The organism is Bacillus sp. B1-b2 (genome assembly GCF_009183415.1).
Lineage (GTDB): Bacteria > Bacillota > Bacilli > Bacillales > Cytobacillaceae > Niallia.
Genome location: NZ_WEHU01000002.1, coordinates 120,761 through 140,319, shown reverse-complemented (window position 1 = coordinate 140,319; position 19,559 = coordinate 120,761). Strand labels below are relative to the sequence as shown.

The following is a 19,559-nucleotide window of genomic DNA, read 5'->3' as shown; positions in this document are numbered from 1 at the left end:
AAACCAATGACAATAAATATAATTACGAAAAAAATTACAGCTAATTATAAGCGGACAAGTTCTGGCGGACAAGATCTTGAACTACAAACAAATTCAAACGGAGAGTTTTTGAGAGATATTCCCTCTGATGAGATTGTGCCTTTCACTGACTTTGATGTATCGGCAACAAAGCTTACAATGGACGAAAGACCCGCACTTATGAGAATGATAAAGCTAATTAAACAAGAGCGAATTAATCGGGTTGTAGTATATGAACGGGACAGACTTGCAAGGAATGTTTATGAATATATTTATATCGTGAAAATTTTCCACGAATTTAATGTTGAAGTTATCTTTACAGCTTCAGATGCGCCATCATTTTCAAGAGATCTATTTTTAGAGACATGGTACGGCTTGTCGGCTCAATTTGAAGGAAGAAGAATTTCTACTCGTCTATCTGATGCTAGAAAAAGAAATCCACCATCCATGATTGGATTCAAAAAGAAAGTAATAAAACAGGAGAATGGTCAGACGCAACGTTTTTATACACCTGATCCTGATAAAAAGGATGAGTTGATTAATTTGTTTACCGAATTTGCAAATGTCGAATGTCGGGATCAAATATTTAACATTCTTATGAAATATAAAGCATTACTTGATAGAAAAGAATTTAGATTGCTTGATATCCTTCGTACCCCCTTCCTTGCCGCTCACTATGAAGGGACAGATGGAGTATATCATAAACTATCCAATGTTGAGCCTATTATCTCACTCGAACTTTTTAAAGAAGTTCAAACTAAGCTTGATGAATTTGAACATGGCATTAATCATGGTATTTCATTATCGTATAAAACAGCGATTAAGACCCCAATCTGCGGGAAATGCCAAAAAGAGTTAAAGTTCAAAAAGGGGCAAATTGGAGAAACGGGAATTTACTACTGCTCAAAACACAAGAAATACAGTATTAGCGTTATAGACATTCATGAAATAATTATAGAATCTCTTAAATTGGAGATATGTAAAATTAAAGTTGAGTCTATCCAAAAAATTACTCAAAAGGCCATTACCAAACAAATCCAGTATTTTCAAAAAGACTTGGAAGAAAATTACTCGCAACTTGAATCCTTTTGCATCAAATTTTCTCAGCAACACAAACCAAATGATGATTCTATATCTGTAAATAAGGCCATGAATAAAATTCATTATTTTAAAGATAGATTAGCTGCAAGTGAAACTCAACTATCTTCCCTTCAGAATCTGAAAGAGGAAGTGAATGCCCTCTATAGGTTTTTTACTTTTATGCTAACTCGTCTTACGGAACAAGAACACTTCGAATTAGCTGATTTATTAATTGCTGGTATTGAAGTTCATGCTGACTATGTAGTCATTCACTATTATTTTAATGATTTCATCGAGGAAGGGGATGTACGTAAAAATGTCCCCGTTAAATGATAATAAATCGAAAAATGCTATCGGTATTGCAAGAAGGTCGGACATAAAACAGCAACATAATGCTTCCATCGAAACACAATCAGAAGAAATCCGATTACGAGCAACACGTGAAGGCTATAACATTGTTGATATATTTATCGATGACGCAAATAGTGCCTATCATAAAGTTGTAACAAGAAGGAAGGCGATGAATGAATTATTAGAAGCCGCCCTTTCAGCAGACTTAAATATCGAAGCCATATTCTTCTATGAAGAATCACGTGTTTCAAGACAATTTTATGATTTCACCTTATTCATTCATGATGTTATTAAAAAGGAAAAACCTTATATGCGGTTTTTCTCCACTTGTACTTTCGGTGAATGGGACCCTTATAAAGTCGAATCTATAATAAAATTTGCAACTGCTGCCAGCGAATCTGTAACTAAGTCAAGACGAGCAAAGGATGGGCAAAAAAATGCTCTATCTAAAAAAGAACGCCCCGGATCCAAAGTACCATTTGGGTATAAGCTTAATTTCCCAAATGTAGAAGTAACAGAAGATCATCCAAAAAACATTAAAGGTGAACAAGTTATCGACCCTGATACTGCAAGAATTGTTTTATTTATCTTTCACCTTGCTTCATGGGGTCATAGCCAAAAAAGTATTGCCGATTTATTAAATAATTCTGGTGTCTCATCACCAAAAGGCATGGAATGGAGCAGTGGTACCATAGATTACATTTTAGATAATGACCATTATCTTGGCCATTTACCTTGGAATATTCGAGTAAGCCGTAATACCAGTCGAAAAAAGCAACGCGGTGAGTACAATCTTATTTTTAATCATCATGAGCCAATCATTAATGTTCGCTTATGGAATTTAACTCATCAAACCATTGAACTCCATAAAAGGAATGGTAAGAACAACAGCTCTTCCTTCTTCCTAAGAGGACTTCTTTGTTGCCAAAAATGTAATGAGTTTTTGATTCCCAAAAATGAAACTCCACAGTATTCTAAACGAACCTATTTAGTATATCGATGTCCTTCTTGTAAAAAAAAGCTAGTAATGGAGGATATTCATGATGTGATTCTAAAAGAACTATCTTCCAAATGGTATGTAATGTTAGCAAACATGGAGCAAAATATTGTGAAACTAATTTCTAAAAGAAAATCAAAGATTGAACAACATCGCAATTCAATTAAAGAACAGTTACAGGTAATCACCTATAAGGAAGATTTCTTGTTTAACTCTCCTGAAAAGGTTACTCAAAATAGTGACTGGGACTTTATATTATCAATTAGTAAAACCAAATTAAATAAAGAACTATCTAAAGCAAATACATTTATTGAACATATCAATTTATTAGAAGAAGGGCAAAGCTCAAACAAGTTGTTCTCATTATTAAAGCTAAATAATCTGAAAGACGCAGAACTTCGAACACTACTGTTAACAATATTTAAAAGAATTAATGTTGACTTTGAGAATGGCAAGCTACTTTATGTAGATTATAAGTTAGCCCCATTCACTGAAATCGACCAATATTTTGAAACCATCAATCAATAGATGTGCCACACTATTTATTACGCTTAGTTATTATGCTAGGCGTAAATTTTTTAACCAACATCTTACTTGGTATGTTACCGAATACCTAGTGGAATCTCTTGGTATGTTACCGAATGAACCACACAATGTAGATCAACTGAACATAACCAAATTGGCCAAAACCCTTGATATCAAGCATAATCGGTGGTTATAATTCTGCAACCTAACAAGAACAGGTTACTGTTCATATCATGTTACCGAATAGATTATTATCATTCTTGACAGGTTACCGAAAAGTTAAACATAAATATCTCAACTTATATAACGGTTATATATTGGATAAAACTGTACTAAAAATAATGCAATTTTCTTATTATAAGGAGTGTGATATTAATGAATCCTTCAGCTAAAATCTTTATTAAAACCAATGATATATACAGTCTTAATTATGGCAATGAAGTTGATGGACTTGCTTATTTGCCAGAAGACAGTTCTACTGACTACATAGAATTAACAGTTCCAATTGAATGGATTAGCGAGAAGAAAGGATTTCTCAGTGCATTTGGTGATTCATTTACTGTAAAAAAATAGAACAGGACTATCTGTATGATTGTCCTGTTTTTGATTATTGCTTTGTGTATTTTTCATTCTTTTTCATCATTTCATACTTATTCGCGCCATTTAATGATTACTTCTCAATTCCCTTCTCATTTATCAATATTATTTAAAGCCTCTTTCAGTTTCTTTACTTCTTCATCAGAAAGAGTCACACCTTTACCCATTTTTTCATGCTCCGGAGACCACTCACGAATATCATACTTAGGTTCTCTACCGTTCCAGCTAATTAGATTAAGCTCTTTTTTCCAGCCTTTTGGTGATTCAGACAAAACTGCAATATTTTCAATGATTTCAAACTTAATTTCTGCCAAAGTTACTTCCGTCCTTTCTAACACACAAGTCATTTACATCTCTATTTTTCGATCATACAAGTTTATAAAAATGGCGAATAGCACAACACTCATTCGCCATTTTGTTTATACTTTATCTTAATTACTAGATACCCTTAACATGAATTCCCCTACATCACTCTCAGGTCCTTCAAACACAATATCTGCATTAATCGCCTCGAAATGCTTACGGGCAAATTGGATTTTAGCTTGTTCTTCTGGACGAAGGAACTCTTCCACATCAGTACCTTTCGTTTCTAAAACAAAATACAGTTTTTCTTCGCCATCTTTGTTAATTACTGCTGCCCAGTCTGGATTATAGTTTCCAACTGGCGTTTCAATTTTAAACCAGTTTGGCAACTTCACATATACTTTGACACTTTCATCACTTTCAAATCTCTTCGCAAAACTTTCTTCAATGTCTGAATCATATAAAACATGATCAAACGGTGACTTATTACTTTGAACAGCATTATCATTTAGATAAGCAAGAAGTTCTTCATTTTGGAATAGTTCTACCGCATAATATGATTCATCATCAATTTTGTAATATTTAATCCCGTCTCTAAGAAGTAGTTTCATTTCACGTTTGATTATTTTCGTTACTTCTTCTATGAATTTTTGCGGATTATTTTTGAAATCCTCTAAACGCTTGCTACCAGTCAATATTTCTACAATCGTTTTCCGGGTTAAGTTTGTCCTATTTTGCAGCTCTGTGATGATATCCGGTAGTGTGTGATGAACGGAAACATAATCTTCAAGTCGTTCACTTAATGTCGCACCTTGAACACCTGTAATTCGATCTAGTGAAGAGATTCCATCTTTACGAGAAATAATTCTTATTTTCTCTATTCTGTTCATCTTTTGTATATTAGATATTGTCTTTTTAATTAATTCGCTACTATCAAAGTCAATTGTAAATACTGTTTTATATTTGATTTTTTCCCACAGTTCGATGAATTCTTTACTGTCAATAACCGCTTTATTTAATTTTACTTTACGTTTCTTGCTGCCATCCTTGATTGGCAGACTACTAGTAATATGTTTCAGCTCTTTAATAATTGCAGCTTTCCACGGTTGAAATTCCTCTGGCAGATCTAATTCATAAGTTTCTAATGCTTCTTTAAGAACTGAAGTAGCTTTATCCTTTTTATCAACATAATCATTAGACTTCAAACTTTCATATAGTTTCTTTGAAAGATCATACCCAAGAGTCACTGGTTCTTCAGTTTCTTGGTCTAGAAAAGCTAATTTAGCAAAAATATGTTTTTCTATTTTTCCAAATGTAATTCCTGTTTGTTCTTCCATTTCAGTTTGCAAGTTAGCAACAAAGTCTTCATATGATTCATTGGCCATGACTGTCAATGTATTTACATTATAATCTGACACCCGCTCACCATCTTGATTTACTGCCAAACGTAATCCTCGACCAATTTCTTGTCTCCTGCTGACATACGTTCCCCCAGAATCTTTCAGAGTACAAATTTGGAATACATTCGGATTATCCCAACCCTCGCGCAAAGCAGAGTGTGAGAAAATAAAACGAAGAGGTTCATCCAGACTCAATAATCTCTCTTTTTCTTTCATAATTAAACTGTAAACATCTGTGTCCGCTTGCGTGTTACCTTTTGTATCCTTTACTTTTCCTTTCTTATCTTGAGCAAAATATCCATTATGTATCTTGTCTATTTCTACATCTACATCAATATCATCAAATAACGTACGGTATTTCGGTTTCTTAATAAGCTTTTTGTATTCCTCTTCAAACATAATGGAATACTTGCCTTTTAGTGTATTACCGTCCTTGTCATATTCTCGGTAGTTAGCTACTTTATCAATGAAAAAGAGGCTTAATACCTTAATACCACGATGATTTAGACTAAGCTCTTTATCGAGGTGTTCTTCAATTGTTTTTCGAATTTGGTAACGTTTAATTGTATCATCATCTATTTCACCAATGGCTTCACCAATTCTCAAATGATGACCATTAATCTCAATAGATTCATTTCCTTCCGCCCAATCGATTTGCTCAATGATAAAATGCCGATATAATTCTCGTTCACCCGACACATCATATAGATCATCGCCATATTTTACTATTTTAGCTGCTCGCTTTACTTTCCCGCGCGTTTCAACATCTAACTCTACTTTCGCTTTTCTTTCTTTCACTTCAAGCAATTTAATATAAGGAAGATTAAATGATTGCTCTGAACGAACAGACATCACTTCAATTTTCTTTACAAGCTTTTCGTTGTAAGCATCAACAGCATCTAAACGATAAATCATATTATATTTTTCTACATGAGTAGCTGAATACCGTAGCGTACATAACGGTTCTAATGATGAAATAGCTTCTTTAGATTTTGGTGTTGTATCGACACTTTGAGGCTCATCAATAATCAAAATAGGGTTGGTTTGTTGAATGAACTCAATAGGTCGATATCCGTTTAAACGATCATTTGCTCGATGGATTACATTAGCCTTATCCTCTTTTTCTGGATCGACAAAACTTTTCCGAAAAGCATCAATGTTAATAATCATGACTTGTATTGTTGTTGCAGTAGCAAAATTACGTACTTGATCAAGCTTATCGGAATCGTACACAAAATATTCCAAAGGAGTACGATCATATAATTCCCTAAAGTGCTGTTCTGTTATTTGTAATGATTTAAAAACACCTTCTCGAATGGCAACAGATGGTACGACAATGACAAACTTAGAGAATCCATATTGCTTATTCAACTCATAAATGGAACGTAAATAAACATACGTTTTACCAGTACCCGTTTCCATTTCTACAGTAAAATTCATGCCATTTAGGGCTTCACTACGAGCTAATCCGTTCTTAATTTGTAATTCTTGTACATTTTTCAATATTTCATTTGGAGTAAGATCTAACCGGTTACCTATCCCTAAATCAGTCTGGATCATTCCAGCATCTTCACCATAAGAAACAGTAAAGTTAGACTGTTTCACCTGTTGACCTTTAAATATATCCACAACGGAATCAATCGCTTGTCGTTGATAAGTTAAGTCAGATTGAAACTTTAACTTCATCTATCACACACTCCTTACATCGTTGATTCCGTTCTTTTTCAACGTTTGAATCGCATTCGTTTTCACAGAATCATTTAAGAACCCTGATTCTTTAAAGATAACTTTTGTTTCAAAATCCTCTGGTTTCAGCTTGATCATTTCATTTACAGTATCTAAATCAATTTCGTTTTCCAAACATAAAAGGACAGAACCGAATGCAATATTGTAAATAATCTTCCCGTTAAAATTCACTTCTTCTATTTGAGTTGTTAGCGGGATGCCAATTTTCAGTAAAATTTCATAAAGTAAATCTTCCTTCGTACGGTCCCCTTTAATATTTTCAAGTTGCTCCAGCATACCTTCTTCAAGATTTCCTAAATTCGGATCCCAAAGTTTAATGTTTGACGAATCAAGCTTAAAGACTTTAAAGCCAATGTCTAAATCTTTTCTCCCTACTTCATCCACAATTTTATCACCAGCACGGCGAATTCGTTCTTTGCCAATATCACATAGATTTTTGTACCCAGCTTTGAAGGCTTCAGATTTTTCATCCAAGTTTTCAGGTAACTGTACCAATATAAATCTTCTATTACCGCCATCTTCATTATTTTTCTCCATTACAGCATGACCACTTGTTGCTGAACCCGAAAAAAAGTCTAAGATTATTTCATTTCCATCCTTATTTGTTCCTAAATGTACCAATCTTTTCATTAAACTTACAGGTTTAGGATAATCAAAAAAACTATTATCGTCAAAAAGCTTTTTTAACTCTTTCGTTGCATCTTGAGAATGTCCAACTTCTTGATAACTCCACAAGGTCATTGGTGTAACACCTTGACTTACTTCAGATAAGAACATTTTAGGTGCCCACACACTGTCACCAGTTTTGCCAAAATAAATTCTATTATCTTTTACTAGTTCAGAATATTTCTCTTTACTATATAGCCAACTTCTACCTTTTGGAGGGAACACTTTTCTCCCTGAAGGTAATGTTATCTCGTAAATGTTTTTTTCATTAGCAGGTCCTACTGATGGATTACCAGCTTTCCATGGCCCTCTTGGATCGTTGTCAATATTTTTGTAGTCCTGATTTTGTTTTTCACTTCTAGGTAATTTGTTCATTTCAAATGAATTAACTACTTTTGAATAAACTAATATATAATCATGACTCGCAGAAAAGTATTTTTTAAGATTAACTGGTGCATAAGCTCTTTGCCAAACTACCTGTGCAATAAAGTTATCATCACCAAAAATTTCATCACAAATTTTCTTCATATTGGAAACTTCATTATCATCAATTGATATAAATATTACGCCATCGTCTCTTAACAAATTCTTAGCTATTCTGAGCCTAGGATATATCATATTAAGCCAGTCAGTATGATACCGTCCATTTGATTCTGTGTTTGACTTTTTTGTCTGTTCAGTTAAAGTTTTATAATTCTTTATGTTATCTTGGAAATCATCTTCGTAAACAAAATCATTACCAGTATTATAAGGGGGATCAATATAAATCATTTTTACTTTTCCGAAGTACGATTTCTGGAGTAGTTTTAAAACTTCAAGATTATCACCTTCAATATAAAGGTTTTCCGTCTTATCCCAATTCTTACTTGTTTCCTTATCAGGTCTTAATGTACCAGTGGACGGTGTCTGTGCCATTTTTAACGACTGCGTTTTACCATGCCATGTAAATTCATATTTTTCCTTATGTGTTTCGATTTCTTCACCTAGTACAACCTTTAACTTTTCAAAATCAATTTTCCCTTCGGTCACTACCTCTGGGAATAGTTGTTTAAGTGCTTCTACATTTGTCTTCGCTAAGTCTAATGATTTTCCGTCGAGCTTATCCATGAGATTTTCTCCTTTATCACACTAATTCTTTTTTCAGTTGCTCAGTACGCTTTTTTATTTGTTGGATTTTAACATTCAATTCCACTTTTCTGTTGAATTGTGTTTCTTTCTTAATGGCTGATTTCAGTTTAACCACTTCGAGTTCTAAGTCCTTTATTTGCTGAATAATCTTTTGTTGTTGGAGTTGTTTTTGATGGTCCCTTTCAATGTGAAAACTACCTATAGTTTCAGCATTTTGAGCTGCTTCTACAGCTAGGTCTATATCTTTGTAAAACACAAAAAAATTATTGAAATTTAAATTTGATACATGGATTGTCTTAATAAACTGATTTTGTAATTCAGTATCATGTTCCAAGTTTAACCAAAAGGTTCGATGAACATCACCTAACACAACACTGGATTTGTCCACTTTGTTTAAACGCTTCATACAGGTGCTTACAAGTAAATTCCTTTTTAACTGAAAGGCAATGACTACTGGGTTAGGTAAAGCTCCATGAATCACTTCTTCAATAATTGCTACTTGTTTTTCGGTTGCTTCGTCTCTAAGACGAACATTAATAAACATAACTCCTTCATAATATGTATCTTCATTTATATATGGTTGGATATTAATAGTGGAGGGAGTTAGCAAGTACGCTAACTCAATCCGATCTATGTATTTTGTTATGACATCTTTCTCTTTTTTGTTTAAATCAGCATAATCATAAAACATCTTTTTATCTAGCTTTTTATTGAGAGCGGTAAGCTTTGAATCTAATCCAATGACTTGATAGATAAATGATGTAGCCATTTTCACCATCCTTACTTTACAAACAGATATGAGATAATTTCAAAATCCTGCAAACTAGTATTGGCACTTGTTACGAGACTATCTAGATTGCCGAGACTAAATATATTTAAGGTTGATTGCTCGTCCATTTTCCCTACAATCTCATCTGTCGCTTTTTCTAGCAATTCTTTGTGTGTATTCATCTCTTTTCCGTTCTTTGTTTCCTCATAGAATGCATTATATAATTGTTCCTCTACACCACCTTGACCGTGACATAAGGAGCGGTACAAGTCTAATAGCTTTTTCACATGAACATGATTGTAAAGTACTTCTCCATTTTCCTTCATGTAAATAAGATAATAGGGATGAAGTGCATTTTTTTCGTCAGTAGCACTGAAATTGTTAATTTGCTTCAAACAAAAAATAACACCTTTTTGAATTTCATCTTGAAGTTTCTCATTCCTATTTGTTGTAATACTAAATAAGCCTAATGGTGTATTTTTCACAATCTCTTCGTTCTTTTTCATATAGTTCAACAAGTCCATCCTGAAATCATCCATTGTAAAGTCCGTAAGTGAAATGTTGCCTGATATATCTTCTAAATCGATGATCTCGTCTTGCAACTTCTCTAATTGTTTTCGACGGTACTCTAGGTCCTTCATCTCATTGCTGTTTTCGGCAATTACATTTTCTTCTCCTGTAGAAGAGATATCAAGAATTGTCATCCGGTCTTTAACTCTACCGACTAAGTTGATATATTCGTCTAGTTCAATGGAAGGCCAGTAATTTACAAGTTGGATTTTTTCATTTTTACTTCCCAACCGATCAATTCGCCCAAACCTCTGAATGATTCGGACAGGGTTCCAGTGAATATCGTAATTTATTAAATAGTCACAATCCTGTAAGTTTTGCCCTTCAGATATACAGTCCGTTGCGATTAATATGTCAACTTCCCCTTGTACATCAGGCATTACTTTTTGTCTTTCTTTAGAAAGTGGGGAAAAGTTAGTTAAAATACTATTAAAATCCACTTTCTTTATTTTTAATGTTGTTTTAGGATTATCTGAACCGGTTACCAGTGCAGTGTGAATGTCAAAGTATTGAAGAATCCATTTATGTAAATTCTCATATAAATATTTAGCGGTATCTGCATAAGCTGTAAATATGAGTATTTTCTTGTTTTGTTCATTAATTGGATTCTCAATTTTCTGCTTGATTTCTTCTCTTAAAATTAATAATTTCTCATCTCTTAGCGGCGACACTTTTTTAGCATACGACAACAAGTTAGCAAGGATTTCTCTGTCATAAAGTAAATCCTGTTTCCAACGAATTAAGTCTACATCTTTTAATAATATTTTTACTTTCGAACCTATGAGAGCATCTTCTAAATCTGGATCTTCTACATCAACGTCCATAATATCATTTGTTGTATCTGTAGCTGGAGTGTAGTTTTCAATTTTTTCAATGAAAGAATTAATATTGAAAATGATGCTATCAAGTGTTAATGAAAAAGAGTGAACAGAACTTTCTAATCGCTTTAATAAATTCGATTTCATTAAATGGATTAAGTTACTTTCACGATCTGTTTGTCGAAATACTTGTCCATTAGCAACTTTTGTATCATATTTCTCACTATATGTCGTTCGCATATGCGGCAAAATATATTGCATAGGAGAATATACCGCCAATCGAAGACGTAATATATCATTGTTAATCTTCTCAAGGGCTGGAAATTCACCTTCGCTGTCAATATGTATTTTCTTATTCTCTGGTTTCAATCGGGTTGGGAACTTGCCAATATCATTCATATTATAGTATTTCTCTATATGTCGCCGTGATCTAGCAATAGTTAATGAATCAAGTAAAGTGAAATAATCCCAACTTAACATATCTAATAAACGATCCGTAGTCCGCTCTTCGTCTGATAAATTACTCCATTTATTGAATTGTGATTGAGCCACTCGAATGGTATGCGAAATGTTTTTAATATTGGCTGAAGTATTAAGAGCTGCATCGTCACCCTCTGTAATAAATGCAATTTGGTTCTTTAAATCATCTAATTTATTGTTTACAGGTGTTGCAGATAGCATTAACACTTTGGTTTTTACTCCAGCACGAATAATATCTGACATCAGTCTAGAATATCTTGTTATTCGATCATTGCGTGCTTCATTGTTTCTAAAATTATGCGATTCATCAATCACTATCAAGTCATAATTTCCCCAGTTTACGTGTTCGAGATTGATATCCCCACTGTATCCAGACTCTCTTGATAAATCAGTATGGTTTAATAAATCATAGGAAAAACGATCCTCTGATAAAATATTTCGTTTATCGTTCAGTCGATAGATTGACCAATTCTCTCTAAGCTTTTTGGGTGCTAACACAAGTACGCGGTGATTTCTTAACTCATAGTACTTAATGACTGCTAGTGCTTCAAATGTCTTACCAAGACCCACACTATCAGCAATTATACAGCCCCCATGATTTTCAATTTTATTTATAGCACCTACTACACCATCTTTTTGAAAGTCGTAAAGCTTATTCCAAATCAACGTTTTTTCGAATCCAGTCTTTGACTGTAAGGCATCAAAGTCCTTTGCACCTTCTAAGAATTCTTTAAACAAATTATATAAGGTAACAAAATAAATAAGTTCAGGTGAGTTCTCTTGATATAACGACTCAATTCTTTCTATGATATGATCTTTAACATCTTGTAGAGCATCTGCGTTTTGCCAAATTGCCTCAAAATTTTTCAATAGCTGATCATTCGATTCTTTATCATCGATAATATTATTTATGTACATACTTGATGAATTGCTATAGCCGAGTCCTGCACTAGAGAAAGGCGCTCCTCCGACTAATCCTATTTGGCTCCCATCCTTATTTCCCACATGGTAGAGACCACCTTGTATTTTTTGCTTTGTTACAGATTTAAATTCTGCATGGGATTTTAACCATTTAGCTAGTTCTCTAGCAATATAACCTTGAGTTAAATCCATTTTATATTTATGTTCTTCATCCACACCATACAACAATGCTTCATTTTTATCGATTTGCATTTTATTGAAGTCCTTATTGTCTATAAATGCTGGTTCTGTGAAAATGAATCTAAATTCTTCCACTTTTGCGAGTTCTTTCTTCAACTCAACGAATGCATATAACGTAAAGTGAGCTGCTGCGACTGATATTTTACTTCCTTTACTAATATGTTCTTTGAGCACGTCCCCAACTAGACCCGTTTGTTTATTATCAATAATGCCTTTATGCATAAATTTACGCGCTCCTTCGATTCAAAGAATCCCCTTTTATAATTAATCACAACATTACAGATAGAGTTCAAAAACAATAAGTCTGCTCTAAAACTTCCTACATCATTTCTTTTATGGCTAAATTATACCATTTTTCTTATAATTACTAAATTCCTATCTCATATGGCTAAAACAATAAAAAATATTTGAAATTATTTTCACTAGATACTTAAATGACCAAAATCCGTGGCTATAATGTTTCAGATTTAACCGGCTAAAGTAATGAAACGATCAAATAAGGGGTCAGTTCCATTTACAAAATCATATTTTTAAAGAAAAAGACTTCGAATATGAAAATAAGTAGGTACAATGTATTCCGGTTAACCAAATTACAAGCAAAATAAAATGAAAAGGGGATAGAACAGCAGTAAATATAATTTTATATGTCAATATAAAACAAACAATTAAAATCAAAAGGAGAAGTTAAAATAAATGAAATGTGCAATTTATATCCGAACTGCAAGTAAAAACAATACAGATTATCATTTAAAAACACAATCTGATCGACTCAAACAATTTATCTCTGATCACAATTGGCAATTATACAATTCTTATATTGATATTGGCTCAGGTCCAAAAAATCATGAGAATTTACAAGCCATGGTAGAAGATGCCCAAAATAATAAGTTTGATGTTATTCTTTCGACAGACGCATCACGATTATTACGGATACCTGAACTATCTTCTAAAATGAAGAAGCTTTGTAAGATGAAGAAAATTCATATTATGACCTTAGATCGTTCCATCAATACTCTGCAAGGAAATGTAGATGTAATTAGTCTCTACGCTTGGATTATAGAACAAGAATCCACAAAGCAAAGCCAAAGAATTAAATTTGGCAAAAAGAAACGCCTATTAGATAAGCAAAGCTAAAACTAAAGTTCTAATATTGTAACCCAATAACAAGCGAAAACCGCAGAGGTTACTTAGCCACTACTCATTAGAGGGCTATGTAATTTTCTACGGTTTTTTATTTGAAAGGAGCATTCATCAATGCAAACAAATAAATTTAAAAAAGGCTTGCTATATATCCGAATGAATTCTGCCCAAGTCAAACATCTAAAAAAAGTAGAAGGAATATTATCAGAATTCCTAAATGATTATCGTAAAAATTATGTATCTAAAATGAACATCAAAGGAGATTACTATGGAAAATCAAGAAATTAGAGCAGCTATTTATTGCCGCACAACTGCAAATAATTATATAAATTTATACGACCAACAACAAAAACTAAAGAAATATACGAATAAAATGGGAATTACTCAAATTGAAATTTTCCAAGATATGGTCAACTCACAATCTTTTAAGAACCGTCCAGCATTAAACCAATTATTACAACTAACTTACGAAAAACAATTCGATGTGGTCATTATTGATTCATTATCACGTATCTCTCGGTATGTAAAAGAATGCGAAAAAATTTGTAACGAGCTTTATAAAAATAATGTCACGTTAATCGTCCACGACTTAATTTGTGGAGGGTCACTTTATGAGTAAGAAAACACTTTCGGTAGAAAGAATCTACACAGATCCTAAGTTGGCATTTGCTCAAGTCATCAAAGCAATCATTGATAATAAAATAGAGGAACTTGTCAATACTGCTAACAAGGTGAACACTGCTACATCTCAATCAAACGAAAAGGAGCATGATGCTTCATGAGATGTGCAATCTATATTCGAGTTTCAACAGATAAAGAGGAACAAAAAGCCTCACTCAAATATCAGAAAGAACTGTTCTACAAATTTATTGAAGAAAAAGGATGGGACATCAACGAGTTTTACGTAGATGTTCAATCCGGAACAACAGCAAAGAGAAAAAATCTTCAACGAATGATTGAAGACGCTCATGCAAAAAAGTTCGATATCATCCTAGCCAAAGAGTTATCTCGTCTTGCTCGTAATGGTGAGTTATCATACAAAATCAAAAACCTTTGCGAAAACCAAGGTATTCACATTATTACACTAGATAATGCGATCAACACACTAACTGGAAATACCAATATGTTTGGCCTATATGCTTGGATGTATGAACAAGAATCTCAAAATACAAGCAATCGTGTAAAGGAAACATTAAAAACCCGTGCAAAAAACGGCTTGTTTAAAGGTTCGAATCCTCCATATGGGTATGAAGTTAGAGAGGGGAAGCTTTACATCCGTAATGATGAGACATCTGAAATTGTGAGACGAATTTTCCGGGAGTATCTTGAAGGAAGCGGTAGAGAAAGTATCGGTCGTCGTTTATACAATGAGGGAATTAGAACACCTGCTGATGTAGCAGGCAAGATTAATGCGAGTGACAAGTGGAATGATTCCACAATCAAGCTAATCTTAACTAATCCTCATTACGTTGGAGATTTAGTTCAAGGGCGTACTACCACAGTGAGCCTCACAAGTAAAAAACGGAAGAAACAAGACAAAGATGATATGTATATCATCGAAAACACCCATGAAGCGATTATCTCACAGGATATGTTTGAAGCGGTTCAAAATCTGATGAAGCAACGGAAGAAGTTCATTACAGCTCCTAAGCTTCACTTATTTACGAACATCCTCTTCTGCGGCGACTGTGGTAAGGGAATGTGGTTTCGAAGTAACCGACAAAATGGTTATGTATGTGGAGGCTATGCTCGTCATGGAAAAAAGGCTTGCAGCGCACATACAATTAAAGAGGGCTTTCTCAAAGAAACAATTTTGTATGATATCAGAAAGCTTGTTCAAGAAATTGATAAAGAACAATATTTGAAAGAGCTAGTAGCACAATCGAAGAAATCAAAGAAGGATATTCAACAAAAGCTTGATAAACTCAATAAGCAAATTGATATGTTGAAGAATCGTAAGAAGAAATTCATCAAAATGCTGGCTGATGAAAAGATCCAACACGATGAGTATTTAGATATGATTGAGGATAACAACACAGAATTGGCTCAGCTAGTCGAAAAGAAAAATGAACTGTTATTGATGCTTGAAAGTGAACAAGTGATTGATAATATCGACAAGTTAAAACAAGAGCTTCTTCAATTTCTTAACTTTGATGAACTAACGCCCGAAATTCTACATCGGCTCATCAATCGTATCTTTGTAAAAGAAGACGGCACACCGGTTATCCACTACCGATTTGCCGCCCCAACATTTGAATAGAAGCAGGTTTTTCCCTTATTGGGAACCTGCTTCATTTTTTAAAATCATCTGCGATACTACCTCAACGTGCGCCGTATGCGGAAACATATCCACAGGCTGCATATACTCCACCTTATAATCCTTAGCCAAATACTCAATATCCTTCGCCAAAGTAGAAGGATTACATGAAACATACACAAACTTCTTAGGCTTTACTTTCTTAATAGCATCCAATAGCTTCTGGTCACAACCAGTTCGTGGTGGATCTACCACAACTACATCAGGACGCCATCCTTCTTCTACCCATTTCGGTAGCCAATGCTCTGCAGTTCCTGTCACATAAGTAGCATTTCGAATCCCATGTTTTTCTGCGTTTTTCTGTGCATCCTGAACAGCTGCTTCTATTGTATCCATTCCACGAACTTCACTAGCTCCATCTGCTAACCAAAGTCCAATGGTTCCTACACCACAATAGGCATCCGCAATTTTCTCTTTTCCAATCAACCCTGCTGCCTTTTTTACTTCATCATAAAGCTTTACTGTTTGTTCTGGATTCAATTGGAAGAAAGCACGAGCTGATAATTCAAAATGTAAATCACCTAATGTTTCTTGGATTACTTCTTCTCCGCTTAAATGAATCGTTTTTTCTCCAAAAATAAGGGAGGTTTTATTTCCATTAATATTCTGTACCAATGACTTTACTTCTGGTAATCTCTTTTGAATTTCTGCCATGACTAATTTCTTTCTTGGCATCTCTTTTTGAGTTGTTATTAAAACAACTTGCACTTCACCTGACTGAAAACCAGCGCGCGTCACAATCGTTCGCACAATTCCCTTTTGCTTTCTTTCATCATAGATAGGAATTTGGAATTCTTCTAAGATTTTACGTACTTCTTCTGATACCTTATTAGTTAATGGATGTTGCACCATGCAGTTTTGAATAGGGATTAATCGATGTGAATCCAGTCCGTATAATCCTGCAATAATAGATCCATTCTTTAGCTGTCCCACTTGGAACTGACTTTTATTGCGATAATTCCATGGATCATCCATGCCAATCGTTGGGCGAATGTCTAACTTATCCACCTGTATCTTTGTATGTCTTTCTAACGATTGAATAACAATGTCTCGTTTTTCTTTAAGCTGTTGGTCATAAGCTAAATGCTGTAATTGACAACCACCACATTGTTCATAAATAGGGCATGGCGGTTTTACACGAAACGGAGAAGCCTTACGTACTTTTTTCACTTTACCTTCTGAGAATTTCGGTTGTACCTTTGTAGCTTCCACTACAACTTCTTCACCTGGAAGAGCCCCTGGCACAAAGACAACCTGTTTCTTAAAGTATCCTACTCCTTCTCCGTTAATTCCGAGTCTCTTTATAGTCAATGGAAAAGTTTGTCCAGTTTTTAATTTTGCCGAATTGTTTTGCTGTTGTTTTTCTTTCATCTATATACTCCTATACACTTGAGTTCACTTTATACACTTTCTTAATACTAATACTTCTAGCTCGTAATAGCCAGCTTTCCTAAAAGGAAAATCCCTCTAACTACTAAATTAAAGGGATAATGCTTATTATTCTATTTTAAATCTTTTTCTAGTAAAAATAAATTTGAAAGCTCCTAATTTAGAAAGAAAGATCTTCCAATAATAATGGCGCTTATGGATTTTATTTGCGGAAAATTCCTCTTTACTTGCGATTAAGTAAATTTTATTTGCAAGTTAGCCCTATTTATTTGCAGTACTATTAATTTTATTTGCACTAAGCCCCGTTTTATTTGCACTTCATTCACTATCTCTTCCTATTCAACCTCACCCGCTATTGTTGCTGTCCCAACACATTTTGTTGCGTTTCTAGCAGTCTTTGTTGCGAAACTTCACATTTTGTTGCTTTCCCCTCTTCCCCATCGTTAATCAAGTTACCTTACTTGTGATACAGCAAATTTTTCTGGGGCTTTGGTTTCAGACGATAACATTTTGAAATTATAGGAAATTCTACATATTTTCTCTGATTCATCAAATAATTTAGGTACAGAATTAATTATCTAAAATGAATCAACCAAAACAATACTAATATAGATAGTGTAAGGGTCACTCCAAATAATGTCCCATATAGCTTAGGTGGTAATCGCTTTTGATATCTTTGTTCCATCGGAATATATTTATTACCAAAGTAAATAAACAACCGTAAATAGATCCAGTAAAAACTATAAGAATCCCAGAAATCCCAGCCATTTCTGAAATGAATAAAGCCAATATATTCAAGGAAAATCTCAAATACAAACACCCAATTGATAATCATGAATAAATATCTAAAAGTATGATTTCTTTGTTGAAAATGGAGAGTAAATAAAACTAAGAAGCCAAAGGTAACAACAACTGTTGGAATTATATACAGTAGAGGTAATGTAAAACGATAAAAGCCGTTTAAATAGAAAAACAAACAAGCAAAGATAGATAAGAAGATATGGTTAAGCAAAATTTTATAATATAGCTGAAAATTATTTTTTAAAACAAAAAAACATCCAATAGCTCCTATCGAGAAGAAGAAAATTAATAAAAGAAAATGCATACTTATCATTTCACCTACTTTATTTTTTCCAAATTTAGTATTTGCCAATTTTCTTTTTTTTATCCAGCTATTGTTGTTAAGAAGAATACAAAGAAAAGAACCTAACTAAAGAAATACTTCTTCAGTTAGGCACCGTTACATTATTAAGGATAATTAGTTTATTATCCCTTCATCTATTTCTCTTTTTAAAGTTAAATCATCCAAGCTTTTAAAAACATATCCTTTTTTCTTTAAATCTACAATAGCCTGTTGTAGGGCGCCTGCATTATCCTTTGATACAGTGTGTAACAACATAATAGAGCCTGGGTGAACCTGCTTCATAATATTATCGTAGCTATATTTCCAACCCTTTTGTTGATCGGTTTTCCAATCGACAAAAGCTAGAGACCAAAATACTTGTGTATAACCCATCTCCTTAGCAAGCTTTAGTGTTCTTTCGCTGAAGACGCCTCTTGGAGGGCGTAAATATGTCATCCCTTTTTGTCCCGTTAGTTTTTCTGTTTCTGTTACAATAGAGTCCAGTTCTTGTTTTAATCTTTCATCACTGACTTTAGTAAAGTCTGGATGGTGATAGGAGTGGTTTCCAATAATATGGCCTTCATTTGCCATTCTTTTCACTAAGTCAGGAGCACTCTTCAAATAATGCCCTGTGACAAAGAAAGTTGCAGGAACTTTTTCTTTTTTTAATATATCTAATATTTTTCCTGTGTAGCCATTTTCATATCCATTATCAAAGGTTAGATATAATACCTTTTTATCTCCTGAGTCCTTGTAGTACGCACCGTATTTCTCTAATAATGTATCAAGTTCTTCACCCGCTTCTGCTGGTTGCTCATTTACTGCTTTTTTAAATCCCCAATTTAAAGGATTATTAGATACAGATGCGTGAACTGGTAGTGCTACTAGTAATAATATCGTAAAGCACATAATTAATTTGATTCCTAGCTTCAAAAAGATTTCCCCCTTCTCTTACTAACTATTGCTTATTTTTTGTCTGAT

Annotated in this window: 16 protein-coding genes; 8 read left to right on the top strand and 8 right to left on the bottom strand. The window is 33.7% G+C overall.

Annotation, left to right across the window (positions count from 1 at the left end; all coding sequences use genetic code 11):
• Positions 1 to 6: 6 nt before the first annotated feature.
• The 3 genes from F9279_RS02695 to F9279_RS02685 all read left to right on the top strand — a co-directional run bounded on the left by F9279_RS02695 (position 7) and on the right by F9279_RS02685 (position 3,544).
• Complete coding sequence (locus tag F9279_RS02695) at positions 7 to 1,431, top strand: recombinase family protein (protein WP_152111145.1); 1,425 nt, start codon at positions 7 to 9, stop codon at positions 1,429 to 1,431.
• The gene (locus tag F9279_RS02690) at positions 1,415 to 2,974 is read left to right on the top strand and encodes a recombinase family protein (protein ID WP_193224413.1); all 1,560 of its coding nucleotides are present in this window, start codon (positions 1,415 to 1,417) and stop codon (positions 2,972 to 2,974) included. Before F9279_RS02695 ends, F9279_RS02690 begins: the two co-directional genes overlap by 17 nt.
• 372 nt (positions 2,975 to 3,346) lie before the next feature.
• Positions 3,347 to 3,544, top strand: a complete 198-nt coding sequence (locus F9279_RS02685) for a hypothetical protein (protein ID WP_152111141.1) — start codon at positions 3,347 to 3,349, stop codon at positions 3,542 to 3,544.
• A 116-nt stretch (positions 3,545 to 3,660) separates the two neighbouring features.
• Here the strand turns inward: F9279_RS02685 and F9279_RS02680 are convergent, their stop codons facing one another.
• From F9279_RS02680 to F9279_RS02660, 5 genes are all read right to left on the bottom strand, one after another.
• Positions 3,661 to 3,882, bottom strand: a complete 222-nt coding sequence (locus F9279_RS02680) for a YdbC family protein (RefSeq protein ID WP_193224412.1) — start codon at positions 3,880 to 3,882, stop codon at positions 3,661 to 3,663.
• Positions 3,883 to 3,999: 117 nt separating this feature from the next.
• Entirely contained in the window at positions 4,000 to 6,957 is a 2,958-nt protein-coding gene (locus F9279_RS02675) for a type III restriction-modification system endonuclease (protein ID WP_152111138.1), read from the bottom strand.
• A gap of 3 nt (positions 6,958 to 6,960) precedes the next feature.
• A complete protein-coding gene (locus F9279_RS02670; protein WP_152111136.1) occupies positions 6,961 to 8,790 on the bottom strand; it encodes a site-specific DNA-methyltransferase in 1,830 nt (609 codons plus the stop codon).
• A 16-nt stretch (positions 8,791 to 8,806) separates the two neighbouring features.
• Positions 8,807 to 9,580, bottom strand: coding sequence for a DUF4391 domain-containing protein (locus F9279_RS02665; RefSeq protein ID WP_152111134.1), 774 nt, complete (start codon positions 9,578 to 9,580; stop codon positions 8,807 to 8,809).
• Positions 9,581 to 9,591: 11 nt separating this feature from the next.
• Entirely contained in the window at positions 9,592 to 12,831 is a 3,240-nt protein-coding gene (locus F9279_RS02660) for a helicase-related protein (protein WP_152111131.1), read from the bottom strand.
• 471 nt (positions 12,832 to 13,302) lie between these two features.
• Here F9279_RS02660 and F9279_RS02655 point away from each other — a divergent pair, with 471 nt between their 5' ends.
• From F9279_RS02655 to F9279_RS02645, 5 genes are all read left to right on the top strand, one after another.
• Positions 13,303 to 13,743, top strand: a complete 441-nt coding sequence (locus F9279_RS02655; RefSeq protein ID WP_152111129.1) for a recombinase family protein — start codon at positions 13,303 to 13,305, stop codon at positions 13,741 to 13,743.
• A gap of 120 nt (positions 13,744 to 13,863) precedes the next feature.
• On the top strand, positions 13,864 to 14,037 hold the full coding sequence (locus F9279_RS24905) for a hypothetical protein (protein ID WP_193224411.1): 174 nt from the start codon (positions 13,864 to 13,866) through the stop codon (positions 14,035 to 14,037).
• A complete protein-coding gene (locus F9279_RS02650) occupies positions 14,018 to 14,368 on the top strand; it encodes a recombinase family protein (RefSeq protein ID WP_152111127.1) in 351 nt (116 codons plus the stop codon). The genes F9279_RS24905 and F9279_RS02650 overlap by 20 nt, the downstream gene beginning before the upstream one ends.
• Positions 14,361 to 14,531, top strand: a complete 171-nt coding sequence (locus tag F9279_RS24900; protein ID WP_010170879.1) for a hypothetical protein — start codon at positions 14,361 to 14,363, stop codon at positions 14,529 to 14,531. The genes F9279_RS02650 and F9279_RS24900 overlap by 8 nt, the downstream gene beginning before the upstream one ends.
• Positions 14,528 to 16,009, top strand: a complete 1,482-nt coding sequence (locus F9279_RS02645) for a recombinase family protein (protein ID WP_152111125.1) — start codon at positions 14,528 to 14,530, stop codon at positions 16,007 to 16,009. Before F9279_RS24900 ends, F9279_RS02645 begins: the two co-directional genes overlap by 4 nt.
• A 15-nt stretch (positions 16,010 to 16,024) precedes the next feature.
• On the opposite strand, the gene rlmD is transcribed toward F9279_RS02645, so the two are convergent.
• The 3 genes from rlmD to pdaA all read right to left on the bottom strand — a co-directional run bounded on the left by rlmD (position 16,025) and on the right by pdaA (position 19,487).
• A complete protein-coding gene (gene rlmD / locus F9279_RS02640) occupies positions 16,025 to 17,437 on the bottom strand; it encodes a 23S rRNA (uracil(1939)-C(5))-methyltransferase RlmD (protein WP_152111124.1) in 1,413 nt (470 codons plus the stop codon).
• 592 nt (positions 17,438 to 18,029) lie between these two features.
• A complete protein-coding gene (locus tag F9279_RS02635; protein ID WP_152111122.1) occupies positions 18,030 to 18,608 on the bottom strand; it encodes a hypothetical protein in 579 nt (192 codons plus the stop codon).
• A 105-nt stretch (positions 18,609 to 18,713) separates the two neighbouring features.
• Positions 18,714 to 19,487, bottom strand: coding sequence for a delta-lactam-biosynthetic de-N-acetylase (gene pdaA, locus F9279_RS02630; RefSeq protein ID WP_152111387.1), 774 nt, complete (start codon positions 19,485 to 19,487; stop codon positions 18,714 to 18,716).
• Positions 19,488 to 19,559 lie beyond the last annotated feature (72 nt).